19 protein-coding genes are annotated in these 25,014 nt (G+C 72.0%); 10 read left to right on the forward strand and 9 right to left on the reverse strand.

The window, feature by feature from the left end:
* Positions 1 to 2 precede the first annotated feature (2 nt).
* Positions 3 to 905: an alpha/beta fold hydrolase gene (locus IE180_RS17955; protein WP_190157888.1), complete on the forward strand. Its 903-nt coding sequence runs from the start codon at positions 3 to 5 to the stop codon at positions 903 to 905.
* 1,026 nt (positions 906 to 1,931) lie between these two features.
* Here the strand turns inward: IE180_RS17955 and IE180_RS17960 are convergent.
* The 3 genes from IE180_RS17960 to aspT (IE180_RS17970) are packed head-to-tail and all read right to left on the reverse strand — an operon-like array spanning position 1,932 to position 6,986.
* The gene (locus IE180_RS17960) at positions 1,932 to 3,581 is read right to left on the reverse strand and encodes a bifunctional aspartate transaminase/aspartate 4-decarboxylase (protein ID WP_190157889.1); all 1,650 of its coding nucleotides are present in this window, start codon (positions 3,579 to 3,581) and stop codon (positions 1,932 to 1,934) included.
* A 9-nt stretch (positions 3,582 to 3,590) separates the two neighbouring features.
* On the reverse strand, positions 3,591 to 5,294 hold the full coding sequence (aspT, locus tag IE180_RS17965; RefSeq protein WP_190157890.1) for an aspartate-alanine antiporter: 1,704 nt from the start codon (positions 5,292 to 5,294) through the stop codon (positions 3,591 to 3,593).
* A 9-nt stretch (positions 5,295 to 5,303) separates the two neighbouring features.
* On the reverse strand, positions 5,304 to 6,986 hold the full coding sequence (gene aspT / locus IE180_RS17970; RefSeq protein ID WP_190157891.1) for an aspartate-alanine antiporter: 1,683 nt from the start codon (positions 6,984 to 6,986) through the stop codon (positions 5,304 to 5,306).
* 722 nt (positions 6,987 to 7,708) lie between these two features.
* On the opposite strand from aspT (IE180_RS17970), the gene IE180_RS17975 reads away from it, so the two are divergent.
* From IE180_RS17975 to IE180_RS17985, 3 genes are all read left to right on the forward strand, one after another.
* Entirely contained in the window at positions 7,709 to 8,254 is a 546-nt protein-coding gene (locus IE180_RS17975; RefSeq protein WP_190157892.1) for a flavodoxin family protein, read from the forward strand.
* 359 nt (positions 8,255 to 8,613) lie between these two features.
* Positions 8,614 to 9,243, forward strand: a complete 630-nt coding sequence (locus IE180_RS17980; RefSeq protein ID WP_190157893.1) for a CBS domain-containing protein — start codon at positions 8,614 to 8,616, stop codon at positions 9,241 to 9,243.
* Between the two features lie 63 nt (positions 9,244 to 9,306).
* Positions 9,307 to 9,993 carry a response regulator gene (locus tag IE180_RS17985; protein ID WP_190157894.1) on the forward strand — a complete coding sequence of 229 codons (687 nt, stop codon included), beginning with the start codon at positions 9,307 to 9,309 and terminating at the stop codon, positions 9,991 to 9,993.
* A 5-nt stretch (positions 9,994 to 9,998) separates the two neighbouring features.
* Here the strand turns inward: IE180_RS17985 and IE180_RS17990 are convergent, their stop codons facing one another.
* Positions 9,999 to 11,735 (reverse strand): sensor histidine kinase, encoded by a 1,737-nt coding sequence (locus IE180_RS17990; RefSeq protein WP_190157895.1) that lies wholly within the window; start codon positions 11,733 to 11,735, stop codon positions 9,999 to 10,001.
* 439 nt (positions 11,736 to 12,174) lie between these two features.
* Between IE180_RS17990 and IE180_RS17995 the strand changes: the two genes are divergently transcribed.
* Both IE180_RS17995 and IE180_RS18000 read left to right on the forward strand, forming a co-directional pair.
* A complete protein-coding gene (locus tag IE180_RS17995) occupies positions 12,175 to 12,798 on the forward strand; it encodes a CBS domain-containing protein (protein WP_190157896.1) in 624 nt (207 codons plus the stop codon).
* Positions 12,799 to 12,820: 22 nt separating this feature from the next.
* Entirely contained in the window at positions 12,821 to 13,810 is a 990-nt protein-coding gene (locus IE180_RS18000) for an Acg family FMN-binding oxidoreductase (protein ID WP_229860564.1), read from the forward strand.
* A gap of 27 nt (positions 13,811 to 13,837) precedes the next feature.
* On the opposite strand, the gene IE180_RS18005 is transcribed toward IE180_RS18000, so the two are convergent.
* From IE180_RS18005 to IE180_RS18015, 3 genes are read right to left on the reverse strand one after another with little or no spacing between them, the layout of a single operon-like run.
* Positions 13,838 to 16,228: a glycoside hydrolase family 65 protein gene (locus IE180_RS18005; RefSeq protein ID WP_190157897.1), complete on the reverse strand. Its 2,391-nt coding sequence runs from the start codon at positions 16,226 to 16,228 to the stop codon at positions 13,838 to 13,840.
* The gene (locus tag IE180_RS18010) at positions 16,225 to 16,998 is read right to left on the reverse strand and encodes an HAD family hydrolase (RefSeq protein WP_190157898.1); all 774 of its coding nucleotides are present in this window, start codon (positions 16,996 to 16,998) and stop codon (positions 16,225 to 16,227) included. Before IE180_RS18010 ends, IE180_RS18005 begins: the two co-directional genes overlap by 4 nt.
* Complete coding sequence (locus IE180_RS18015; RefSeq protein ID WP_190157899.1) at positions 16,995 to 18,077, reverse strand: alcohol dehydrogenase catalytic domain-containing protein; 1,083 nt, start codon at positions 18,075 to 18,077, stop codon at positions 16,995 to 16,997. The genes IE180_RS18010 and IE180_RS18015 overlap by 4 nt, the downstream gene beginning before the upstream one ends.
* Before the next feature lie 771 nt (positions 18,078 to 18,848).
* On the opposite strand from IE180_RS18015, the gene IE180_RS18020 reads away from it, so the two are divergent.
* Genes IE180_RS18020 through IE180_RS18035 form a run of 4 tightly spaced genes read left to right on the forward strand, consistent with a single transcriptional unit; the run spans position 18,849 to position 21,692 of the window.
* Positions 18,849 to 19,502, forward strand: a complete 654-nt coding sequence (locus tag IE180_RS18020; RefSeq protein WP_190157900.1) for a CBS domain-containing protein — start codon at positions 18,849 to 18,851, stop codon at positions 19,500 to 19,502.
* A gap of 2 nt (positions 19,503 to 19,504) precedes the next feature.
* Positions 19,505 to 20,848: a nicotinate phosphoribosyltransferase gene (locus IE180_RS18025; protein ID WP_190157901.1), complete on the forward strand. Its 1,344-nt coding sequence runs from the start codon at positions 19,505 to 19,507 to the stop codon at positions 20,846 to 20,848.
* 38 nt (positions 20,849 to 20,886) lie between these two features.
* Positions 20,887 to 21,027 carry a hypothetical protein gene (locus IE180_RS18030; protein ID WP_190157902.1) on the forward strand — a complete coding sequence of 47 codons (141 nt, stop codon included), beginning with the start codon at positions 20,887 to 20,889 and terminating at the stop codon, positions 21,025 to 21,027.
* A gap of 5 nt (positions 21,028 to 21,032) precedes the next feature.
* Positions 21,033 to 21,692 (forward strand): DUF4389 domain-containing protein, encoded by a 660-nt coding sequence (locus IE180_RS18035; protein WP_190157903.1) that lies wholly within the window; start codon positions 21,033 to 21,035, stop codon positions 21,690 to 21,692.
* On the opposite strand, the gene IE180_RS18040 is transcribed toward IE180_RS18035, so the two are convergent.
* Both IE180_RS18040 and IE180_RS18045 read right to left on the reverse strand, forming a co-directional pair.
* Positions 21,662 to 24,364: a cation-translocating P-type ATPase gene (locus IE180_RS18040; RefSeq protein ID WP_190157904.1), complete on the reverse strand. Its 2,703-nt coding sequence runs from the start codon at positions 24,362 to 24,364 to the stop codon at positions 21,662 to 21,664. The two genes, IE180_RS18035 and IE180_RS18040, sit on opposite strands and share 31 nt — an antisense overlap.
* A complete protein-coding gene (locus IE180_RS18045) occupies positions 24,357 to 24,950 on the reverse strand; it encodes an Rv1733c family protein (protein WP_190157905.1) in 594 nt (197 codons plus the stop codon). Before IE180_RS18045 ends, IE180_RS18040 begins: the two co-directional genes overlap by 8 nt.
* Positions 24,951 to 25,014 lie beyond the last annotated feature (64 nt).

Here is a 25,014-nt window from a genome sequence, read left to right on the forward strand (position 1 = left end):
CGATGACCACTGTCAGTGTCCGTGGGATCGCCTTGGGCATCGAGTCGTTCGGTGAGGACGACGCGCCGCTCGTCCTGCTGGTGGGCGGGACGACGATGCTCTCCTGGCCCGACGCGCTGTGCGAGCGCCTCGCCGCCGGCGGGTGCCGCGCGGTGCGCTACGACCTGCGCGACAGCGGGGAGTCGACGACGGCGGATCCGCAGGCGCCCGCCTACACCCTGCGTGACCTGGCCGCCGACGCGGCGGCCCTTGCCGGTGCGCTCGGCGGGGGGCCCGCGCACCTCGCGGGGATCGGCGTGGGCGGGATGGTCGCCCAGGTGGCCGTGCTCGACCATCCGGACGCGTTCTCGGCGCTCACCCTGGTCGGCACCCGCGCGGTCGCTCCCGGTCCGCCCGATGACGACCTTCCCGGCCATGACCGGGCGACGATGAGCCGGCTGTTCGCGCGTCCGATGCCCGATTGGACCGACCGCGAGGCGGTCGCGGAGTTCGCCGCCGGCAGCGCGGAGATCCTCGGCGACGACCCCGTCGCCGCGCGCGCGATCGCCGCGCGCGTCTGGGACCGCACGCCCGGCACCACGCCCCCGGTCCAGATGGCCGACCAGATGGGCACGGTGTTCTCACGGCTCGACTGCGCGCCCCGCTGGCGCGAGCGCCTGCCCGGGATCGAGGTCCCCACGCTCGTTGTCCACGGCCGTCGCAACCGGTTCTTCCCCCTCGGCAACGCCGAGGCGATCGCGCGCGAGATCCCCGGGGCACGGCTGCTCGTCCTCGACGAGGCCGCCACCGCGATCCCCGACGCAGCGGTCGGCGAAGTCACCGGGGCGATGCTCACGGTCGGACAGGGGACAGCAGGCGCGACCCGGGCTCGTGGAACTCGATGCGCACCCCGAAGAACACCATGATGCGATCCTGACACGTCACTGCGGGGTGCGAGCCGAGCGGGAGACAGCGGTGTCCGTGCGCGGGTCAGAACCGGGACCGTCCCCGCGGGCGTGGTGGCGGCCGGCCGACGCGGTCTCCCGCGTCTTCACCGGCCCGGCCGGAACGGCCCGCCGCGGGGCCGGGTCACCGGCGGCGGCCGGTGACGTCGTCGTGGCGGCCCAGCGGGAAGCGGGCGCCAGGACGTGAACGGCCCGGACGTTCGCGTCGGGCACCGTCTCGTCGGCCGCCGTGATCAGCGTCGGCGTGATCAGCGTCGCCGTGATCAGCCACGGCGTGATCCAGCGGACCTCCGTGCCGTACGCGGGGCGGCGGGGACGAGGTCCAGGCGACCGGCCTCCCCGTCGAATGCCACGACCTTCACGTGCCCGGCGGGTTCGGGGCGGCCGTGCTGCTTCATGACGCCGGGCCCGGCCCTTGCGGACGGTGGTGCCGCCTGCGGAACGAGGGGCCGCAGGCGGCCCACCGGTCACCGGGCGATCGCCGCCGTCCACGACTCGGGGGGTGTCCGTCGACGGCGGCGCTGTCCCCCGTCTGTCCGCGCCCCCGCACTCCACACCTCGGCCGTCCGGGTGAACCCGGGTGGGTGTGGGGGACGGGTTCGGGGGCACATGGGTGTCGAGCGCATGGGACCGCTCGACCACGGCCTGCGGCCTCCCCCGCCGCACGGTCCGATGGGGTGGAGACCGGCCCGCGCCGGTGAAGGGCGCGGGCCGGTCGCCCCTGTCCTGCCTTCTTCGTGGGTTCGGACCGGCATGCGCAGGATCGGCGGAGCCCAGGGGCTCTGGGTACGGCTCGTCGCCCGTTGCGGGTCGATGCACCCGGGCCGTTTCCTTCGGACCACGTGCCTCCACGCGGACTGCAGGGCGACGGCGTGTGCCATCGCCGACTGCATCCGCACGCCCAGGACATCGCCTCCACGCCGCGCGCCCCGGCCGGAGTCGGGCCCGCCTCCCGGCCGGGGCGCGCGCCCCTGTGGCCGCCACCCGTCAGGCCTGGGAGGCCTTCCACTCCTCCGTGTAGTCGTTGAAGATCGCCCGCAGATGGTGGCCGATCTTCAGGTAGTCCAGGTCGTCGAGGTTGGCCAGGGAGACGCGGACGGACCACTCGGGGCCGTCGAACCCGCCGCCGTTGAGGAGGACGACGCCGGTCTGCTCGGCGAGCCGGAACAGTGGGTCGACCGGTTCGTAGTTCTTCTCCAGGAAGTCGGCGAAGACCTTTCCGTGGACCCGCTCGGCCTCCGCGAGCAGGTCGAGCTCGACGTAGTACCCGGCCCGCTTCGGGTCATCGGCGATCCTCATCTGGGCGCCTTCGAGGAGCAGGTCGAGCCGGCGGTGGACGATGCCCCGGATCCGCTTCTTGTAGGCCTGTCCCTGGGGGAGCAGGTCGAAGAGCGAGAAGAGCGACATCATGACCTGCTGGGGGAGCGAGAGCCCGGCGGTGTGGTTGAGGGCGACCTGCCGTGAGTCGGCGACCAGACGGTCGATGAACCGGATGCTCTCCGGCCGCAGGCTGAGCGTTCCGTACCGCCTGTTCAGGCGGTCTTTTTCTTCTTGCGGCAGGTTCGCGATCATCTCGTCGACGACGTTGTCGTCGTGGAGGCCGATGACGCCGAGCCGGTGGCCGGTGCAGCCGTAGTGCTTGGAGTACGAGTACACGAGGAGTGTGTTGCGGGGCAGGTCGGCGGCGATCGAGCGGAAGCCCTCGACGAAAGTGCCGTACACGTCGTCCGTGACGATCAGCAGGTTCGGGTTCGAGGTGGCGACGATGTCCTTGATCTGGTTCGCGACCCGCTCGCTCAGCGCCAGGGACGGCGGGTTCGACGGGTTGACCAGGCAGACCATCTTCACCGAGGGGTCGGCGAGCTTGGCGACCTCCTCTTCGGGGTAGCGCCACTTGCGCACGCCGGTCTCGGTGAAGAGGCTCGCGCTGACCGTCACGACGTCGAAGTCGTACGTGTCGAGCTCGGGGATCTCGATGTACGGGGTGAAGACCGGCACCATCAGGGCGATGCGGTCGCCCTTCTTCAGGATCCCGTTCTTCATGAGCGAGTCGAAGATGTAGCACATGGCGGCGGTGCCGCCTTCGGTCGCGAAGAGTGACATGGTCCCGGCGGGCGGCTGCCTGTCGAACATCTCGTCGTCGAGGTAGCCGCGCACGATCTGTTCGGCGTGCGGCAGCATCCGGTCCGGTACGGGGTAGTTGTCGCCGATGGTGCTGTCGGTCAGCTCGTGGACGAACGCGTCCTTGTCGAAGCCGAAGCGCTCGATCGCGTACTCCACGCAGCTCTGCAGCAGTTCGATCCCGGGCAGATCCGGGTGTCGCCGCACGAAGGCATCGAAGCGGTCCCCGGATCCGGTCGGCTCGGGCATGCCGCCGAGGTCGTCGGCGGTCCAGACGCGGCGGGACTCGGAGAGGGAGAAGTAGCCGAGCGCGAAGAAGGCCTCACGGGGGCCGGTCGCGACCCAGTTCGGGTTGCCTCGGCCCGCATTGAGCATCTGCGCCTGCGACTTCTCCTTCTGGCCGGGCTCGTCGGCCTGCGCGGCTTGGGCGAGCTGGATGAACTTGTCCTTCAGCTCGAACGGCGAGAGCTGCGCGAAGGACTGGATCTCCTCGCGGGTGAAGGTGGTCTTGGGCACGACGGATCCTTAGTGGTTGAGGATGACGATCACGGCGCCCCAGATGGTCAGCAGCACGTTGCCCACCGCGTAGGGGATGGTGTAACCGAGCGTCGGGACCTGGGACTTGGACTGTTCGTTGATGGCGCCGATCGCAGCGGTCGTCGTCTGGCCTCCGGCCAGCACGCCCATCAGGATCGGGAAGCGGATCTTCTGGACGTAGTGGCCGTACAGGAAGCCCACGATCAGCGGGAGCAGGGTGGCCACCGCACCCCAGACCAGTAGCCCCCAGCCGGCCGTCGAGAGGCCGCTGGTGAAGCTCGGGCCGGCGTTGATGCCGACCACGGCGACGAAGGCGCAGAGCCCGAAGGTGTCCATGAACCATTGGGCGCCGGGCGGCACGTTGCCGTACGTGGGGTACTTGCCGCGGATCCAGCCGAAGACCAGACCCATGATCAGCGCGCCTCCGGAGGTCGAGAGCGAGATCGGCACGCCCGATACGGTCAGCGCCGGGATGCCGATGCAGCCGCCGAGGAAGATGCCGAGGCCCACCCAGAGCATGTCGGTGGCGAAGGAGGTCGGCACGGGCTTGCCGAGCGCCTTGCCCGCCGGGTCCACGAGGCGCTTCGGCCCGGTGAGGATCACCGTGTCGCCGCGTTCGAGCGTCGTGGAGAGCCGGTACGGGAACTCCGCGCCCGAGCGGTAGATCTTGTCGATGTACACGCCCACCATGAACGGCTCGCGGCGCAGGTCGGCGACCGTTTTGCCGAGCTGCGCCTTCTCCGAGGCGACGACGTGCAGCGTCTCGGTCTGGTAGCCGAGCAGCTCGACGTCGTCCGTCTCCGCGCCGATGTGGGTCCGGGCGTCGAAGTCGACGAGCGAGCCGCGCAGCGCGCTGACCGCCACGGTGTCGCCCTCGCGGAGCACCGTCGACTGGGTGTGGTCGAGGATCTTCCCGTCTCGCCGTACCCGGGTGAGGTAGATGCGGTGGCCGAGCGTCCCCTGCTGGTTCTCGAAGTCGTCGATCGTGCGGCCGACGAGGTCGGGGCGGTCGACGCGGTACGCGCGGAGGACGACCTCGTAATACCCCTCGGTCAGGTCCGGGTCGTCGCCCGGGGCGTCCAGCTCCTTGGCGAGCTGCGCCGACTCGGCGGCCAGGTCCTTCTTGTAGAGCTTGGGCAGGACGCCGGCGAGGAGCATCGCGCAGAGGATCGTGCCGAGGGGGTACGTGACGGCGTAGCCGATCGCGACCAGGTTCTCCTCGTTCTTCATCTGGTCCGCGGAGAGTCCCGGCAGGTTGCCGATGGCGTCCTGGGCGACACCGATGACGGCGGACTGGGTGAGCGCGCCTCCGAGGAGCCCGGCCGAGAGCCCGGGGCCGTACCCGAGCATCACGGCGAAGCCCCAGGAGACGAGAAGTCCCGTCACACACACGATGACCGCGTTGACGACCTGCGGCAGGCCGTCCTTCTTCAGGCCGCGGAAGAACTGGGGGCCGACCTTGTAGCCGAGGGCGAAGAGGAACATGGTGAAGAAGAGGTTCTTCACCGTGCCGTCGATCGTGACCTTGAACTGTGCGCCGAGCAGCAGACCGGCGACCAGGCAGCCGGTGACGGCGCCGAGCGCGATCGCCTTGTAGCGGAGCTTGCCGAAGAGGAAGCCGAGTGCGACCGCGATGAAGATCAGCAGCTCGGGATGGGGCCGGAAGACGTTCCGGTCGAGGAAATCGATCATGAGGCCTGCTCACGCTCCGAGGATGCCGACGAGCAGCGGGCCGGTCAGCGGAAGCAGGAAGTTCGAGAGCGTGTACGTGATCGTGTAGCCGAGCATCGGCACCGAGCTCTGGGCCACCTGCGTGATCGAGGTGATCGCGGGCGTCGAGCACTGCTGACCCGCGATGGCACCGATGAGCAGCGGCTTCTCGATCTTCAGGAACTTGCGGCCGACGAACAGTGAGATCGTCGCGGGGATCAGGACCATCGCGATCCCGGCGAACGGCAGCAGCGCGCCGTATTCCTTGAGCAGCGGCCAGGCCTGCGGGCCCGACACCAGGCCCGTGCACGCGATGAAGATCGCGAGGCCCATGTCCTTGAGGGTGGTGGCGGCCTGTGGCGGGAACGCGCCGAAGGTCTGCGTCCGGGAGCGGAACCAGCCGAAGAGGAGACCGGAGATCAGACAGCCTCCGCCGGTGCCGAGCGACATGGGGACGTCGCCGAACGTGACGACGACCTGGCCGAGGAGCGAGCCGCAGGCGATGCCGAGGCCCAGGTAGATGAAGTCGGTGGCGTCGTTGTTGACCACCGAGCCGACCTTGGATGCCAGCTTGCCGAGACCCGCGCGGGCGCCGACCAGGGTGAGGACGTCACCCCGGGCGACGACGGTCTCCGGGGTCGCCGGCAGGTGCTGGTCGTTGCGGAGCACGTCCGTCACGTACACCCCACCGGAGGAGAACTCCGGGTGCTCCCTGGAAAGGGTGTCCAGGGACTTGCCGGCCGCGCTCCTGTCGGTCAGTGAGATCTGGGTGGTGGCGAGCGGTGTGTCCAAGCCGGGGACGGCCGGGGTTTCGGGGCCGATGATCCGGCCCGCCTCGATGATGTTGGCCCGCCGGCCGACGGTGAGCACGAGGTCGGAGAGGGTCAGCTCGAATTCGGGCGGGGGCGGGGTGAGGACCTTGCTGCCCCGCTTCACCGCCTCGACGGTGACGCGGCCGCCCAGCCGTCGCTCCAACTCCCCGACCCGGGCTCCGTCCGCGAGCGTGACCAGGTACGTCCGGCCGACCATGCCGGGCAGCGCCTCGCGCTCGTCGTCCTCCAGGCCGCCGCCCGAGCCGCGCATCTTCTCCCACAGCTCGCGGCAGGCGTCGCGGAGGTTGATCCGCATCAGCATCGGCATGATCTGGCTGGTGTAGATGACGATGGTGACGAGGCCGAAGAGGTAGCAGACGGTGTACGCGGTGGCCACATGACCCTGGTATTCGGCGATCTGTGCCTGCGTCAGGTCGGAGAGGTTGCCGATCGCTTCGGTCGCCGTACCGACGACCGCCGACTCGGTGGCGGCGCCGGCAAGGATGCCGGCGGCGGTGCCGACATCGAGGTCGAACGCCTCGGCGAGACCGAGGGCGATGCCGACGACGCAGAGGACCTCGATGAGGCAGAGGGCGAAGTACCTCAGGCTCTTCTTGTTGAGGTTGGCGAAGAACTGTGGGCCGGCCATGTAGCCGAGCGAGAAGATGAAGAGCGCGAAGAAGATCGTCTTCACGTCGTCGGAGACGGTCACCTTCGCCCAGGCGCCCATGAGGAGCGAGACGATCAGGGTGCCGCAGATTCCGCCGAGCGTGATGGGGCCCACCCGGAGTTTGCCGACGAGGTAGCCGACGGAGAGACAGAGGAAGAGGGCGAGTTCGGGATTGTCGCGCAGGACTCCCATCCGACCTCACCCCGCCAATTCTGGGCTAATGGTGAGAAAAATGGACATAGCGCGAATCTAGCAGGGGGTCGGCGGAAATGGATCAAGGCCTTGCTTCGCACGAGTGAGCTAGCCGCTGTTTCCCGGATCTCATGACAGGGTCGGGGTGTTGAGGTCGGGCTCGGTTGTACGGGTACGGCACGCGACGCGCCCAGGACCTCCTCACCGCGGCACCCGGCGACCCATGGGAACGGACGGTCACCGACTGCCTGACCGTCCTCTGCCACGATGCCGCCGGCCTCCCGCCCGACGACCGACACGCCTCTCCGGCGGAGACGTGCATCTCGGGGCCGTTCGGCCCCAGCGGGATGCCCGTCCCGGGGAACAGACTGGTGACGTCGGATCCGGGAGGCCTCCATGAACGCCCAGCCGAGCGCCGCCACGACAGCCGGGCCCTCTTGCTCGACACGGCCCTGCCCGGGGCCCGGCCCTCCCGCCTGGAGCGCGCCGTGGTCGCCACCGCGCCGGACGCCGTGCACGGCGCGACCCGCGACCCGGACATGTCGTTCGGCACGGCGGTCCCTTTGGGCCCCCGGGGCGCGCACCGCTTGCACCGACCCGATTTCCGCCGCACGGTTCGGCCGCTGCCGGGCGCTGGTCACCCCGGACGTCGGCATCGCGCCGCGAGCGGTCGAAGCCGCCGCGGAGGCCTGAGAACGAAGCACACGAGGAGATGAGACGTGATGCGCGCTGTGATCGTGTACGAGAGCCTGTTCGGCAACACGCGCGAGATCGCCGACGCGATCGGCGAAGGCCTGAAGGAGACGCACCCGGACGCCGAGGTCGAGTGCGTGGCGGTGGTCGACGCGCTGCCGGAGCGCATCGGCCCCACCGACCTGCTGGTCGTCGGCGGGCCGACCCACATGCGGGGCATGACCACCGGGATGAGCCGGAAGATGGGGCTGAAGGCCGAGCAGCAAGCGGCCGAGAAGGAGGAGCGGCCCTTCGCCTCCGAGGAGGGCGCCGAGGGCCCTGGAGTCCGCGACTGGTTCCACGACACGCTTCCGAAGGCCCGCACCGGCACCCACGCCGCCGCGGCCTTCGACACCAGGGCGGACATGCGCCTGGCCGGCGCCGCCGCCGGTGGCATCGCACGACGGCTGCGCAGCCATGGTTACGAACTCGTCGCGGAACCGGAGGGGTTCGTCATCGAGGACACCGAAGGCCCGCTGCGCGAGGGCGAGCGGGATCGTGCGAGGGCGTGGGGGGCGTCTCTCCAGGTTGCCTGACCGATCCGCACGGGAGTCACCGTCGAGGGCGGGAGCCCGTCGAGAGGGCCCTTCCGCGGCAGGGACCGCCGTGCGGAGGCAGTGCGACCTCCTTCTCGTGGAGGTCTCGACCGGGCGGCCGGAGCCGAGAACCGGCCGGACATGAGTCGTGAGGCCCACAGGCGGCAGCAGCTGGTGGGGTGAGGATCAGGTCCGCACGTCCCGGCCGCCTCGCTTTCCGCTCCGCCCGGGACAAGCGGGACACGGCTCGCACGGGCCGAACAGGGTCCCAGGGGGGCCGTCCGGCCCTCCTCCCCCCTCCCGGGACGCGGCCAGACTGGAGTGGACACCGTAGGTCCTCACCCCTCCGGGAGAACGGAATGACCGCCTCGCGCTACACCGTCAGCGACGTCATGACCCACACCGCCATCGCCGTCGGGCGTGACGCACCGTACAAGGAGATCGTCGAGCTCATGGACCACTGGAAGGTGAGTGCCCTGCCCGTCCTGGAGGGCGAGGGGCGGGTGATCGGCGTCGTCTCGGAAGCCGATCTGCTGCCCAAGGAGGAGTTCCGCACCGACGAGCCCCGGCCGGACGAGTCCGCCGCGGCGTCCAAGGCCGGAGCCCTACGGGCCGGGGAGCTCATGTCCAGCCCGGCCGTGACCGTCCATCCCGACGCGACGCTCGCCGAAGCGGCGCGGATCATGGCGACGCGGAGGGTGAAGCGCCTGCCCGTGGTCAACGGCCTCGGCATGCTGGAGGGGGTGGTCAGCCGGAGCGATCTGCTGAAGGTGTTCCTCCGTACGGACGCCGAGATCGAGGAGGACATCCGCCGCTCCGTGCTCGGCGAACCGGCCGCCCCCGTGGGGCTCGACGTCGTGGTCGCGGGCGGTGTGGCCACGATCAGCGGGGCGCTCTCGGACAGGTCCCTGGTGCCGCTGGTCGCCCGCGCCGTGCGGGCCGTGGAGGGCGTGGTCGACGTCCGAATGGATCTCGTCGTCGCCCCCTGAGGCGCTCGATGGCGGACAATCCTCATGAGGGCGGGTGTCCACCGACCGACCACAGGGGTCGCCATGAACGATCTGCCGGCAGCCACCGCACCGACACGGGTGTTCCTCGTCGATGATCACGAGGTCGTCCGCCGGGGCCTTCATGACCTGATCGACGACGAACCCGACATGGAGGTGGTCGGCGAGGCGTCGACGGCCGAGCAGGCACTGACCAGGGGGCCCGCGCTCCGGCCGGACGTGGCGGTGCTCGACGTACGGCTGCCCGACGGCGACGGCATCTCCGTGTGCCGGGAGCTGCGCGCGCGGATGCCCGAGCTGGCCTGTCTGATGCTGACGTCGTTCGACGACGAGGACGCCCTCCTGGACGCGATCATGGCCGGTGCGGCCGGGTACGTCCTCAAGCAGATCAAGGGGGCCGATCTGGTGTCGGCGGTACGGACCGTGGCCACGGGCCAGTCGATGCTCGATCCTGCCACCACCGCCCGGCTGATGCACTCCCTGCGCGATCCCGAGTCGGTGAAGCCGACGGAGGACGAGCGGCTCGCGGTGCTGTCCGAGAGGGAGCGGTCGGTGCTCGAACTCATCGGCGAGGGACTCACCAACCGGCAGATCGCCAAGCGCCTCTACCTCTCGGAGAAGACGGTCAAGAACCACATCTCACGGCTGCTGGGCAAGCTCGGGGTGGAGCGCCGTGTCCAGGCCGCCGTCATCGCCGCGCAGGTCCACGAACACGACGCCGAGGAGAGGTAGTGCGGTCAGGGGTCCTCGGTCGACAGCGGGATCCGCCATTCGAGTACCGTGCCGCCGCCTGGTTCCGCCCGAGAGCGGACCGACAGGGTGCCGCCCAGCCGCTCGGCCCGTTCGGACATGTTCCGCAGTCCACTGCGCCTGCCGCCCCGCCGCACGCCCACGCCGTCGTCGCTCACCGTCACCGTCAGGACGCCCTCCTCGACGACGACCGCCACTTCCACCTTCCGGGCCCGGGCGTGCCGTGCCACATTGGTGAGGGCCTCCCCGAGAACGGCGAGCGCTTCCTCGGCCGCTTCCGGCGGCACATCCGTGTCCAGCAGTCCCTCCATCCGGAGCGCCGGAGCGAATCCGAGTGTCGACGCGGCCGATTCCACCGCTTTGACGACACGGTTCCTGAGTTTCGGGGCACCGCCGGAGGCGTCGTGGTCCCGGAGCCCGAAAATGGTCGATCGGATGATCTTGATCGTGGCGTCCAGGTCGTCGACGGCCCGCGTCAGCCGCTCCACGGCCTCCGGGTGCTCGATGAACCGCCGCGCGCTCTGCAGCGTCATCCCCGTGGCGAACAGACGCTGGATCGCCAGGTCGTGCAGATCGCGTGCGATCCGGTCACGATCCTCCAGAAGGCTCACCTGCTCGGCGTCACGGCGCCTGTCGGCCAGTTCGAGCGCCAGGGCCGCCTGCCCTGCGAAGCCCGGGAGAGCCGAGATCTGGGCGCCCGCGAAAGGGGGCCTCGCCCGGCGCCGGGCGAGGATCAGTACGCCGCTCAGCCGCTCCTTCGTGCCGATCGTCACCGCCACCGCCGGCCCGAAGCCCTTCCAACGCTCCGGCTGCACCGTCACCCGTTCGTCGCTCTCCACGTCGGCCAGCGTGACCAGGCCGTCCTCCGCCTCGAGGGCGGCGGCGGCCAGGGTTCCCTCGCTGCTCGGCAGGGCCACGCCCCGATGCGCTTCGGCCCCCGCACCGCGCGCCAGCGACCCCCGTAGCTCGCCCTCCGTGCCCACCAGGTAGAAGACCCCCATGTCGGCACCCGCGATGTCCACGGCCTGCTCCAGCATCCCGTCGAGCACCAGGGTCTCCTCCGAGCCCGACAGCAGGGCGCTGGTGAGGTCGGCGCTCGCGGCCAGCCACCGCTGCCTGAGCCTGCCCTCCTCGTAGAGACGGGCGTTCTCGATCGCGATGCCGGCCGCGACGGCCAGTGTCGTCACCACGGCCTCGTCCTCGGCGTCGAAGTCCGCCGCCCCCCGCTTCTCGGTGAGGTACAGGTTCCCGAACACCTCCTCGCGGACCCTGATGGGGACACCGAGAAAGGAGTGCATCGGCGGATGGTGCGGCGGGAATCCGTACGAGGCGGGGTGTTCGGACAGCTCGGAGAGGCGCAGCGGCTGCGGGTTGCGGATCAGTTCGCCGAGGATGCCGTGGCCGGAGGGCAGATCCCCGATCCGCTCCCACACGTCGTCGTCGATGCCGATGGGGACGAACTCGGCGAGCTTCCGGTCCTCCCCGATGACGCCCAAAGCCCCGTACTCGGCATCCACGAGGACCACCGCGGCCTCCACGATGCCCCGCAGCACCTGGGGCAGGTCCAGTTCCCGGCCCACGGACATGACGGCCCCGAGGAGCCCGTTCAACCGGTCCCTCGTGCCCCGCACCTCGTCGATACGTGCCTGAAGTTCGTCGAGCAGCTCGTCCAGTTTCAACCGTGGCATCCGTGTGCCCGCGGATTCGGAGCCCTCCTGGCCCATCAAGACCTCCTGTCGCGTCAGGCGCGTGGCAGCACCCGTGGCGCCCGGTCTTCACGGTAGTTCCTGTGCTCCGACGGTTCCTGTCGGGCTCGTCCCTCGGAAGGCGGCCGGGCGAGTCGCGCGGCGAGGAATCCCGCGGGCGCGCGGGCGACGGCGATTCCGATGCCCGCCCGGCCGAGCGGTTCCGTTCACGGCTTCTCCTTCGGGGGCCGAGGGGCCTCCTTCCACCCCGGCAGCCGGCCCCGGGCGGCCGGTGGGCCGCCGGGGGCGATGACGGGACCGAAGGTCCCCGCCCCCGGCCGGGCGGGGCACGGGCCCTGCAGGACGAGCCCGTTCGGTCCCGAAGGGGGACCGTTCGGCCCTCGCAGACGCCCGCGCGCGCGTCGGAGGGTGGTGCTGCGGGGACCACCGTCCCCACCCTCGGACAGGAGGCGCGGCGATGAAGCACATGAAGGTCGGCGGTCTGATGACCGACGACGTGGTCTCCGCCGTCCCCGCGATGTCGTTCAGGGAGGTGGCGAAGACGCTCGCCGAGCACGAGATCAGCGGGCTTCCCGTCGTGGACGACGACGAGCACGTCGTCGGAGTCGTCTCCGAGAGCGACCTCCTGGCCCGCCACGAGCGGGCCGTGCGGGACCTCATGACCACACCGGCCGTCACCGTGCACGCCGAGGAGACGGTGGCGGACGCGGCACGGCTGATGGTGCGACGCGGAGTCGAGCGCCTCCCCGTCGTCGACGAGGAGGAACGGCTGGTCGGCATCGTGACCCGTCGCGATCTGCTCGGCGTCTACCTCCGCCCGGACGCGGAGATACGGCGCCACATCCGTGAGGACGTCCTCTCGGACGCCATGGACCTGCCCGGGTACGCGGTGGACGTGCACGTCCTCGACGGCGTGGTGACGCTGGGGGGCCGCGTCCGGGAGCGGAGCCGGGCGCGGATGCTCGTCGGGCTCGCCGAGCGCGTCGACGGCGTCGTCGCCGTCGTGGACCGGCTGTCCTTCACCGAGGACGACACACGACCCGCTTCCCCCGCCCGGACTCCCCACGACATCTCCTGGTGACCCACCGCAGACAGGACGAACCGTGTCCACCACCGCTCTGACCCGATCACTCGTGACGTCGCTGGTCGAAGACGCCGTCACGGCTCCTTCCATGCACAACGCACAGCCCTGGAGGTTCGTCCACAGGACGGGCCCCGGAACCGTCGAACTGCACGGGGATCCACTGCGCGGCATGCCGCGCGAGGACCCGGACCACCGGGCCCTCCATCTCGGCTGCGGCGCCGCCCTGTTCGGCCTGCGCGTCGCCGCCGTGCACCGGGGCCTGCGTCCCGTGGTCCGGCTGCTGCCCTCTCCCGGCGATCCCTGGCACCTCGCCGACGTACGGTTCGACGGCCCGGACGACGCCGACAGCGATCTGGGCGTGCTCCACGACGCCCTGTCGCAACGGCACACCAGCCGCTTCCCCTTCACCGAGGAGCTGATCCCGCCGGAGGTGACCGACGGACTCCGCGCCGCGGCCCTCCTCGAAGGCTGCCGACTGGTCGTACCGGGGGCCTGGCACACCGACACCGTCATGGACCTCGTCCACGCCTCCGAGCTGTTCGAGGCGGCGGACGAGGCCGTGCGCGCGGAGATCGCCGCCTGGACGCGTACGGGTGCGGCCGGGGAGGGCCCCGACACCGAGGGCATCCCCTCGTACGCCTTCGGCCCGAGGCAGTACGACGTGTCCTCCCCCGTCAGGGACTTCGGCGCCCCCCGCCAGGTGCCCGGCCGTGCCTCGGCGCGCTTCGAGAGGAGGCCGCAGATCGCGCTGCTCGGCACGGTCGACGACACCCCGGAGGAATGGCTGAAGGCCGGTCAGGCCATGCACCGGGTCCTGCTGCAGGCCACCCTGGACGGCCTTGCCACCTCCGTCATGTCCCAGCCGCTGGAATGGCCCGAGCTCCGTTCCGCCGCACGCGATCCCGGCTCGACGGCCGGATTCGTCCACATGCTCTTCCGCTTGGGCTACGGTCCCCGGGGCCGCGCCACTCCGCGCCGGCCGGTCTCCGAGGTGCTCGCCTTCGGCTGAACCGCTCCTCACGGACGGAGCCGCTCCTCACAGCCGGAACCACCGCTCCTGGCCGGGCGCGACAGTGACCCTCCGGTCGCCGGGGAGGAGGACGGCGAGCGGGCCCGCGGGCGAGGCGGGCACCCGGACGGCCAGCCGCCCGGGAAGCATCCGCAGGCGCACTCCTCGGTGGCGGCCGACGCACAGGGTGAAGGCGAACCTGGGGATCTCCGCCAGCGGCACCGGGGCCACCCGAAGGCCCTCCGGGCCCGTTTCCAGGCCGGTGATCCCGCGTTCGACGAGGTCGACCGTGCCGGCCATCGCGCCGAGGTGGATGCCCTCGCCGGTCGTCCCTCCCTGGACGTCGGCCACGTCGGCGAGCAGGGCCTCCTCGCAGTACCGCCAGGCGTCGGCACCCATCTGCCGGGCGAGCAACCACCCGTGGACGAGGCTGCTGAGCGTCGAGCCGTGGCTGGTGCGCCGCAGGTGGTACGCGACGGTCGCACGCCACGTCTCGTCGTCCAGCGCGTACCCGAGCCGGCCGAACAGGCCGTGAAGCTCCTCGGGCCGGAAGAGGTAGCCGAGCATGAGGGTGTCGGCCTGCTTCGACGCCTGGTAGCGGTTGACCGTGTCGCCCTCCGCCTCCAGGATCCGGTCGAGGCGGCGGATGTCGCCGTACCTGGCCCGATACGCCTCCCAGTCGAGCTCCGCCAGGTCCCCGTAGCCTTCGAACTGGCTCACCACCCCCTGGTGGAACGGCACGTACAGGCGTCGGGAGACCTCCTCCCAGCGGTCGAGTTCGCCTTCGTCGAGAGCCAGTTGTTCCGAGAGTTCCGAGCGACGGGCCTCGGGCAGTTCGCCGAGCAGGTCGAGTCCTCGGGCGAGCACCCACGCGGCGGTGGCGTTGGTGTAGGCGTTGTCGTCGATGCCGGGCGTCGAGGCGCCGGGATAGGCGTCGTGGTACTCGTCGGGTCCCACGACCCCGCGGATGCGGTAGCGGCCGGTCCCCGGATCGAAGGCGGCGGCCCCGGCCCAGTACCGGGCGACCTCGAGGAGGATCTCCGCCCCGGCGGAGTGGAGGAATCCGCGGTCGCCGGTGGCCTGCGCGTACCGCCAGACGTTGTACGCGACGGCCGAGCCCACGTGGCGCTGGAGCCGCGAGTGGTCGGCAAGCCAGCGGCCCGAACGCGGGTTGAGGTGCAGGGACTGGGTCTCCTCCCGTCCCGAACTCGCGCTCTGCCAGGGGTACATGGCTCCCCGGCCGCCCGCGAGGCGGGCGGCCTCGCGGGCGGCCGGAAGCCGGCGGTGCCGGTACATGAGCAGCGCCCGGGCCACCTCGGGAAAATGGAGGGCGAGGTAGGGCAGGACGAAGAGCTCGTCCCAGAAGACGTGCCCCCGGTACGCCTCGCCGTGCAGACCACGTGCGGGAACGCCCACGTCGAGGTCCGCCGTGTGCGGCGAAAGGGTCTGCAGCAGGTGGAACACGTGCAGTCGCAGGATGCGGCCCGCCTCTCCCGGCACGTGCAGCTCTCCCTGTTCCCAGACGCGTTGCCACGCCGCCTTGTGGCCGGAGAGGAGCCGGGGGAAGGCAGGGGCACGAGCGATCGCGTCGGTGGCTGCCGAGAGCGGGTCGGCGGCGGGCCGGTCCATCGAGGTGTGCAGGGCCAGGGTCTTCACGACCGTCGCCGAGCGGCCGGGGCCGACCGGCAGGTGGTACGTCTGCGCGGTGCCGGTCCTGGTGGCCGTCTCCCGCGCGGGCCGCGCGGGGCGGGTGACCGTGCGCACGGCCAGGGCGATCCCGACGCCCGGGTCGACGGTGCGGCAGGAGAGCCAGGCGACGCCGTCGGGCTCGAATCCGGTCCGGTGGTCCGTGAGATGACGTCCGTCGAGGTGCCGGTAGCGCTCCACTCCGGCGTTGGTGACGGTCCCGTCGAGGACGGACCGCACCTCGACGGAACCGCTCCAGCCGTATGCGCGGAACAGGGTGCGCTGGGCCGCGAGCCCGGAGTCCCCCATGTGCACGAGGCGGAGGTGGCTGACGCGCAGGCCCCGCCCGCGGGCGTCCTCGAAGAACAGGTGCCGGGTGAGCGTGCCCGCGCGCAGGTCGAGCCGGACGTCGTGATGGCGCAGTTCCCCGGCGTCGGGCGTCAGCCATTCGCCGGCCGGCCCGTCGTCCGGCAGGCAGCGGTAGCGCAGGAGCGTCCAGTTCGGGAGGTTGACGAGGTCCTCGTTCTCGACCCGCTCGCCGGCGACGACCGAGGCGAGCCGGTCGTAGCAGCCGGCCAGGTAGGTCCCCGGGTAATGGGGACCTCCGGCGGGGCACTCGGGAGCGGAGCCCCGGGTGGCGAACCGGCCGTTGCCGAGCGTGCAGAGCGCTTCGACCAGCGGCTCGCGGCCCGCGTCGTAACAGTCGTACCCCCACGTCCAGGGGGTGTTCATCCGCCCTCGCCCCACACGCTCCGGACCAGCGTCGTGAGGTCGGGGACCACCAGGTCGGCGCCCTGCTCCCGCAGGAGGGCCGTGGTGCGGCGCAGCGGGGTGCGGTCGACTCCGGCGACGAGACCGAAACCGCCGCGACGCGCCGCCTCGATTCCGGCGATCGCGTCCTCGACGACCGCGGTCTCCCGCGGGCTGCTGCCGAGGAGGTCCGCCGCCCGTAGGAAGAGCGCGGGATCCGGCTTGCCGGGAAGGCGGAGCCGGGCGGCGTCCTCGCCGTCCACGGTCACCGTGAGGAGACCGGCGAGTCCCGCGGCCCCGATCAGCGCCCGGGCGTGCCGGGACGCGGACACCGCGGCGCACGGCACGTCCGCCGCGTGCAGGGCCGCGAGAGCCGGGCGGGCGTCGGCGAAGGCCGTGACGCCTTCCGTGCGGAGGAGATCCACGAACTCCCGTTCCTTGAGCGCGGCGACGGCCCAGACCGTGCCGCAGCCGGGCGCGTCGTGGGGGTCTCCCGGTGGGAGGTGCAGGCCGCGGGCGGTGAGGAGGGCCGCGGCGCCGTCGTACCGGGACCGGCCGTCGACGAGGCGGCGGTACTCGCCGTCCGCGTCGAAGGGCGGCTGTGTCCCGCTGTCGGACGCCCACCGGTCGAGGCAGGCGTCGAACGCGGTCTTCCACGCCGCCGCGTGCACGACGGCGGAGTCGAGCAGGACCCCGTCGGTGTCCAGGACGACACCGGCCGGCGGCCGGGAGCCCGGGCCCCGGCCGTTCATCCGGCCACCGGCGCGCCGGGGACGCTCACGACCGTGTGCTGCGGACCGCCCAGCGCCACCTTGATCGCCCCGGTCTCCGCGGCACGGCCGAAGACCTCGTACGCCTCCTCCATCCGCCCCAGCTCGAACCGGTGGGTGACCAGCTCCGCCGACGGCAGCCGCCCGGCGGCCATCATGCGCAGCAGCATGGGGGTGGACGAGGTGTCCACGAGGCCGGTGGTGATCGTGACGTCCTTGATCCACAGGTCTTCGAGGTGGAGGGACGCCGGCTTGCCGTGGACTCCGATGTTGGCGACCCGGCCGCCCGGCCGGACCATCCGTGTGCACATCTCGAACGCCTCCGGAACGCCGACGGCCTCCATGACGACGTCGGCGCCCAGGCCCTCGGTGAGATCCGCGACCAGCTGTTCGGGGCCTTCGTCCGCGTTCACGGTGGCGTCCGCGCCGAGGGCACGGGCGGCGGCCAGCCGCGACTCGGCCAGGTCGACGGCGACGATCCGGCCCGGGCTGTAGAAGCCGGCGGTGGCGACGGCGGCGAGACCGATGGGCCCCGCTCCGACGACGACCACCGTGTCGGCGGGGCGCACGGCACCGTTCAGGACCCCGACCTCGTAGGACGTGGGGAAGATGTCGGCGAGCAGGACCGCGTCGGAACCCCCGATCGAGTCCGGCAGCGGATGGACGGACAGGTCGGCGAAGGGCACGCGGACGTACTCGGCCTGGGTGCCGTCGATGAGGTGGCCCAGGATCCAGCCGCCTCCGCCGCGGCACTGTCCGTAACGGCCCTCCCGGCAGAACCGGCACCTGCCGCAGGCGGAGATGCAGGAGATCAGGACGCGGTCCCCCGGCCGCACCGTGCGGACGTCCCGTCCGGTCTCGACCACGGTGCCCACCGCCTCGTGGCCGAGCACCCGGCCCGGCGTCACCTCCGGTATGTCCCCCTTGAGGATGTGCAGGTCCGTGCCACAGATCGTGACGACGTCGACCCGCACGATCGCGTCACCGGGGTCCTCGATCCCCGGGTCGGGTACGTCCTGCCAGGCGATCCGGCCCGGGCCCTGGAAGACGGCTGCTTTCATGGCGCCCACCTGCTTCCTGTCGCGCGTCGCTGCGGTCCCCGTCCACCAGGCTCCACGGAGCCCTCCTCCGGCACATGAGCCGTTCGGCCCCCGGGACGGGCCCGCTCGGACCCTCCGGACGGTCCGGCCCGGACGGGAAAGTGAAGACCGGTCCACTCCGAAGGAGGCCGACCGTGTCCGAGGCGGCCCCGAACGCCGCTCCCGCCGTTCCGCGGCCCGCACCGCTCGGTTTCCCGGGCGGCGTGGGAACGGTCACCGGAAGCACGTTCCTGGTCGAGAGCGACCATGCGCGGATCCTCCTCGGCTGCGGTCTCTTCCAGGGTTTCGCGACCCTGCGGCGCCGCAACCGGGAACGCTTGGCCCGTGACGCCGCGGACGTCGACGCCGTGGTCGTCGCCCGTGCCCACCCGGACCACTGCGGCTGTCCGCCCCGCCTCGTCCGGCGGGGCTTCCGGGGGCCGATCCTCACCAGCGCCCGCACCGCCCGGCGTCGACCGCGAACCGGGCCGGACGGCCGTGGTCCCCCGTTCCGGGGAGGCCGTCCCGGTCCGCCGACCGGGGCCCATCGGCCCCTCGGGTGTGGCCTGCGCGGCCCTCCCGGGCGACAGCAGCCCCGGGCGAGTGTGGGGGAAAGGGCCGGAGGACCTCATGACCCCCACGAGGACGCCGTCGAACGAACTCGCTCCCGAGGCCCGCGACCGCCTGCTGGACGGCCTCGTGCCGCGTCTCGGCGCGGAACCCCCGGCCCACGCCCGATGAGGAGACAGAGTCATGGCCACCCAGCCGTTCACCGTGGCCGACGTGATGACCAAGAAGGTCGTCGCCGTCCAGCCCGGCGCGGAGTTCAAGGAGATCGCCGCCGTCATGGAGCGGTGGAAGGTGACCGCCGTACCGGTCGTCGAGGGCGAGGGCCGTGTCGTCGGCGTGGTCTCCGAGGCCGATCTGCTCCTGAAGGAGGAGTTCCACGACCACCGCCTCGGTCTCGTGGAACAGATGCGGCGTCTCGACGCCACGGCCAAGGCGGGTTCTCGCCGAGCCGGGGACCTGATGACCTCGCCCGCCGTCACCGTCGCTCCTGGTGCGTCCCTGCCCCGGGCCGCACGCCTCATGGCCGCCCATCGCGTGAAGCGACTGCCCGTCGTCACCGAGGACGGCGTGATCCAGGGGATCGTGAGCCGGTCCGACCTCCTCAAGGTCTTCCTCCGCCCGGACGAGGACCTCGCCGCCGAAGTGCGCCGTGATGTCGTCGAGCACCTGTTCCCGCTCTCTCACCACCGGGTCGGGGTCCGTGTCGACGCCGGAGTCGTGACGCTGTCCGGCGAGGTCCGCGACAGCGCGCTCATCCCGCTCGCAGCCCGCCTCGCCCGCGCTGTCGAGGGCGTGGTGGACGTACGGTGCGAGCTCACCGCCGAGGGCCGGACGTAGCCGTGTCCGAGGTGACGGCCACCGACCTGTACGAGGTCACGATGGCGCTCTCGTACCTGCGGGAGGACATGCGGGCCCCGGCCACCTTCAGCCTCTTCGTCCGTGACCTGCCGCCGGGCCGCGGATTCCTCGTCGCCGCAGGGCTCGAACCCGCCCTCGACCGCCTCTCCCGCTTCCGGGTGGGCCACCCGGACGTCGAAGAGTTCGCCGAGGCGCTACGGCGGCCGGTCGAGGACCTCGAACCGCTGCACGGCCTGTTCTTCGAGGGGCAGGTCCGGGCCGTGCCCGAAGGACGTCTCGTGTTCGCGGGCGAACCGCTCCTGGAGGTCACCGCGCCGCTGCCCCAGGCCCAGCTCGTGGAGACCTGCCTGCTGTCCTTCCTCTGTCACCAGACGGCCGTGGCGTCCAAGGCGGCCCGGTGCGTGCTGGCCGCCGCCGGGCGACCCCTGGTGGACTTCTCCCTGCGCCGCACGCACGGACCCGAGGCGGGCATGCAGGCGGCACGCCTCTGCGCGCTCGTCGGTTTCGCCGGTACCAGCAACATCGCCGCCGCCCACCGGTACGACATCCCCGCCGTCGGCACGATGGCCCACTCGTACATCGAGACGTTCGCCTCCGAGGAGCGGGCGTTCCGGGCCTTCGCCCGCACCCACCCCGGCCCGGTGACCCTCCTGGTCGACACCTACGACACCGACCGTGGTGTCGTGACGGCGGCGCGCGTCCTCGAGGGCCTCGGGCTGGGCCCGGGGTGCGCGATCCGGCTCGACAGCGGCGATCTGGGCGCGCTGGCCCGCCGGGCCCGCGCCGTCCTCGACGAGGCGGGGCTGAGGGAGGTGCGGATCGTCGCGAGCGGAGGTCTGGACGAGTACGGCGTCGACCGGCTCGTACGCGAGGGGGCGCCGATCGACGTGTTCGCCGTGGGGACGAAGGTCGGCACGGCCGCCGACGCGCCGTACCTGGACGCGGCGTACAAACTGGTCGAGTACGACGGGCGGCCCGTCATGAAGCTCTCCTCGGCGAAGGTGACGGCCCCCGGCCCGAAGCAGGTCTTCCGCGGCCCCGGCCTCCGCGACGTCATCGGCCTCGCGGACGACGAGCCGCCCGAGGGCACGGAGCCGCTGCTGCGGACCGTGATGCGCGACGGTCGGCGTACGAAGCCGCCCGACACCTTGGACGCCGCCCGGGCCCGCTTCGAGGCCGACGTCGCGGCACTGCCGGAAGAGGCCAGGAGCATCGGGCGCCCGGCGCCGCCCCTGCCTGCGGTGTCATCGCGGCTGGCGGCCTTGACGGCGGCCGTACGCCGTCGGGTCGAGGCGCGGGCCTTGGAGGAAGGTGACGGACGGTGAGGCATCGCGGCGTCACGGATCCGATGGCGCCCACGGCGGTGAGTGTCGTTCCGGGCACGACGCTCAGGGAGACCGTCGAAGACGTGGTCACCCGCGCCCCGGGGCTGGGCCCGTCCGCCCTGTCCGCCGGGGCGGTGGACCGCCTCAGGCACGAAGACGACGACCTGGCGAGGAAGTGACGATCATGAACACCCCGAGCACGTCGTACGCTCCCGTGGTGGTGACGGCCGAACTCGACGGCCGGCTGTCCCGCTGGCTGTGGCTGGTCAAGTGGATCCTGGTGATCCCCCACTGGATCGTGCTGCTCTTCCTCTGGATCGCCTTCCTCGTCGTGACGGTGATCGCTTTCTTCGCCGTCCTGTTCACCGAACGCTTCCCGCGCGGCCTGTTCGACTTCAACCTCGGCGTGCTCCGCTGGTCCTGGCGCGTGTCGTACTACTCGTACGGCGCCCTCGGCACCGACCGCTACCCGCCCTTCAGCCTCGGCCCGGAACCCGACTACCCCGCCCGGCTCGACATCGCCTATCCGGAGCGGCTCTCCCGCTCGCTGGTCCTGGTCAAGTGGTGGCTGCTCGCCGTCCCCCACTACCTGGTGATCGCCTTCTTCACCGGCGGCATGCGCGCCGGCTGGTGGAGCGGCGGCCTGATCACCCTGCTGACCCTCATCGCGGGCTTCGCCGTGGCCTTCACCGACCGGTACCCGCGTGACCTGTTCGCCCTGGTCGTCGGTCTGAACCGCTGGGTCCTGCGCGTCGCCGCCTACGCGAGCCTGATGACGGACGCCTATCCGCCGTTCCGTCTCGACCAGGGTGGTCACGAGCCGGCCGTGGGTGCCACGCGCTGACGACGACGCCGCCTGGCGCGCCTCAGCTCGTCCGTGCCCCACACCAGGAGCGGGAAGGCCGTGATGAGCAGGACGACGTCCAGGGGCAGGGCGGCCGTGCCGAAGAGGTGCTGGAGCGGGGGCGCGTAGACGAGGGCTGCGGTGAACACGAGCTCGAAGGCGATGCCGGCGAGCAGCAGAGGATTCGAGAACACCCCGATGTCGCGGAGTGCGGCGTGGTCGGTGCGGGCGGCGAAGGCGGTTCCGACCTGGCAGGTGACGATGCCGGCGAAGGTGGCCGTGGTGGCCGTCACGTAGGCGTGGTGGAGGGGGCTGCCCGTGCCCGTGGGGTCCCCCGGCTGCCAGCCCGCGCGCCAGAGCACGAAGAAGAAGCCGGCCATGACGAGGGCCGCCGACACCAGGCCCAGGTAGCCCCAGCTGCGGACGAGCATGTCGCGGGAGATCACGCCCTGGTGCGGCGGCCGGGGCGGCCGCCGCATGATGCCGGGTTCGGAACGTTCCCGGCCGAGGGCGAGGGCGGGCAGGGTCTCGGTGCCGAGGTCGATGGCGAGGATCTGCAGCACGGTGAGCGGCAGCGGGACCGCGCCGGCGGAGAGCGCGAAGACGAGGAAGGGCACGATCTCCGGGGTGGCGTGGGCGAAGATGTAGACGATGAACTTGCGGACGTTGTCGTAGACGCGGCGCCCGGATTCGACGGCGGTCACGATGGTGGCGAAGTCGTCGTCGGTGAGCACCATGGTGGCGGCCTCGCGGGCCACGTCGGTGCCCGAGCGGCCCATGGCCACCCCGATGTGGGCGCGGTGCAGTGCGGGGGCGTCGTTGACGCCGTCCCCCGTCATGGCGACGATCCGGCCGTGGGCCCGCAGGGTGTCCGCGACCTTGAGCTTCGTCTCGGGCGAGGAGCGGGCGAAGACGACCTCGGCGTCGCCTTCCACGAGGAGCCGGTCGAGCTCGTCGTCGCCCAGCGACTCGGAAGCCGCGACCACCTGCAGGCCGGGCACTCCGATGCCCACCTCCCGGGCGACCGCCGCGGCGGTGGCGCCGCTGTCCCCCGTCACGACGTGCACGCGCATCCCGGCCTCGTGGCAGCGGCGGACGGCCTCCGCCACCTCGGGGCGCGGCGGGTCGTAGAGCCCGACGAGACCGAGCAGCGTCAGTCCCGATTCGGCGTCCTGTCGGCGCGACGGCGGCTCCGCGCCCGACGGCAGGTCGCGCGCGGCGACGGCGAGGACCCGCATGCCGCTCTGGGCCAGCTCCTCCGCCGCGGAGCGGGCCGCGTCGGTGGCGGAGCCGGGACGGACGCGGGCCAGGACCGTTTCAGGCGCCCCCTTGGCGACGATCCGCAGGCGCCCCGTCGCCTCGTCGTCCTGCACGACCGACATCAGCCGCAGCCTCGGATCGAAGCGGAACAGCCTGCGCCGTCCCGCGTCGCGTCGGGTGAGGTCCACCGGGGCCCCGTGGTCGGCGGCCCCGGTGACGAGGGCCGCCTCGGTCGGATCGCCGTGCAGCTCGCCCTCCTCCTCGCGGGTGACGGTGGTGCACAGCGCGCTCGCCCGCACCAGCTCCTGCGTCCAGGGGCCCGGTTCCGCTCCGTGCTCCGCGGTCCAGAGAGCTCTCAGCCGCATGCGGTTGCGGGTCAGCGTGCCGGTCTTGTCCGTGCAGACGACGTTCGTGGAGCCCAGCGTCTCCACCGCGCTGAGCCGTTTCACCAGGGCGCCCTCGCGGGCCAGCGCGCGGACGCCGACGGCGAGGGCCAGCGTGATGGTCGGAAGCAGTCCTTCGGGAACGTTGGCGACGAGGAGCCCGATGGCGAACATGAGGGAGTCGGTGACCGGCAGGCCGACGGCCACCCCCAGGACCAGGAACACGGCCCCCATGCCGGTGGCGACGCCGGCGATGAGCCAGGCGACCTTCTTGACCTGCCGTTCCAACGGGCTCGCCTCGCGCCGGGTCCGTTGGCTGAGGGCGGCGATCCGGCCGATCTCGGTGTGGTCACCGGTGGCGAACACGGTGGCCCGGGCCTGTCCCTCGACGCAGGTCGTCCCGCTGAAGACGAGGTTCGGCTCCTCCAGCAACGGGGCGCCGAGGAGACCGGCCGCGGCCATGCGTTCGGCGGGGACGGACTCCCCCGTGAGCATCGACAGGTCGACCTCCACTCCGCCTTCGGTGACGCGCGCGTCGGCCGGGACCTTGTCGCCCTCTTCCAGGAGGATCACGTCGCCCGGCACCAGGTCGCGGGCCTCCACGGTGAGGGGCCGGCCGTCGCGTACGGCGAGGGCGTGCTCGGGCAGATAACGGGCGAGGGTCTCCACCGCCCGCTCGGCCTGCCGTTCCTGGAGCAGCGCGAAGGCCGCGTTGACGGCGATGACCGCCAGGATCGCCCAGCCGAGCACCCCGAGATCCGCGACGAAGGCCAGTGCGGCGGCGGCCCAGAGCAACAGGGCGAGGGGGTGGGCCAGCTGCCCGACCAGCTCCCGCGCGAAAGAGGAGCGGGCCTTGCGCCGTACCTCGTTGGGCCCGTGAACGGCGAGCCGGCGGGCGGCCTCGCGGGCGGAGAGACCGTCCGGCCCGGTGGCCAGTTCCCGGCGCAGCCGGGGCAGGGGCTCGCTGGGGTCGAAGGGCAGCGCCTCGGTGGGCGTGGCGGCCCGGCCCGTGGCGACGCGGTCAGTCATCGTCGATCCCCGGGGCGCTCCCCCGGCGGAGCCGACCGGACCACACGGGTTCGACCTGTTCCCACTCCCGTTCCCAGACCGCGAGCCGGCGGGCTTCGGTCCGCCGTCGTACGAGGAGGAGGGAGCCGGCCACGATCCCTCCGACGGAGGCCGCGGCGACGCTCCCGCCCGAAAGAGAGGTCAGCGCGCGGTCGACGGTGCTGCCCGGTGGACGGGCGGGGGCACCGGTGTCGTCCACCCAGATCGTCACCGTGCGGCCCCGGGGCGTCCGGGGAGGGACGTGGACGGTGCCGGATCGACGGACGTGCTCGGGCTGTTCCCAGACGGCGGGCGCGACCGCCCGCGGTGTCGATCCGTACCGGACGGCGACGGGCGGGTTCTTGGCCGGTCCGGTGGTGGTCGCCCGCACCTGGTGGCGGTGGGCGGCGAGTTCATGGTCGGCCCTGGCTCCGGCGCTCCACAGCATCCCGGCGGCGACAGCCCCGCAGATCAGGGAGACCAGCAGGACGAGGACCAGTGCGGCGCGCTCGCCGGCTCCCCGCCCTGGCCGCGTGCGCAGCGGGTCCGACCGCTTGTGGTGGTCCATGTCGCACCTCCGGGCGGAGTCGCGCCGTGCTCGCTGCCGCATGCGACCAGGACGCGCGGGGAAT

Origin of the sequence: Streptomyces litmocidini (genome assembly GCF_014649755.1) — a bacterium.
GTDB lineage: Bacteria > Actinomycetota > Actinomycetes > Streptomycetales > Streptomycetaceae > Streptomyces > Streptomyces litmocidini.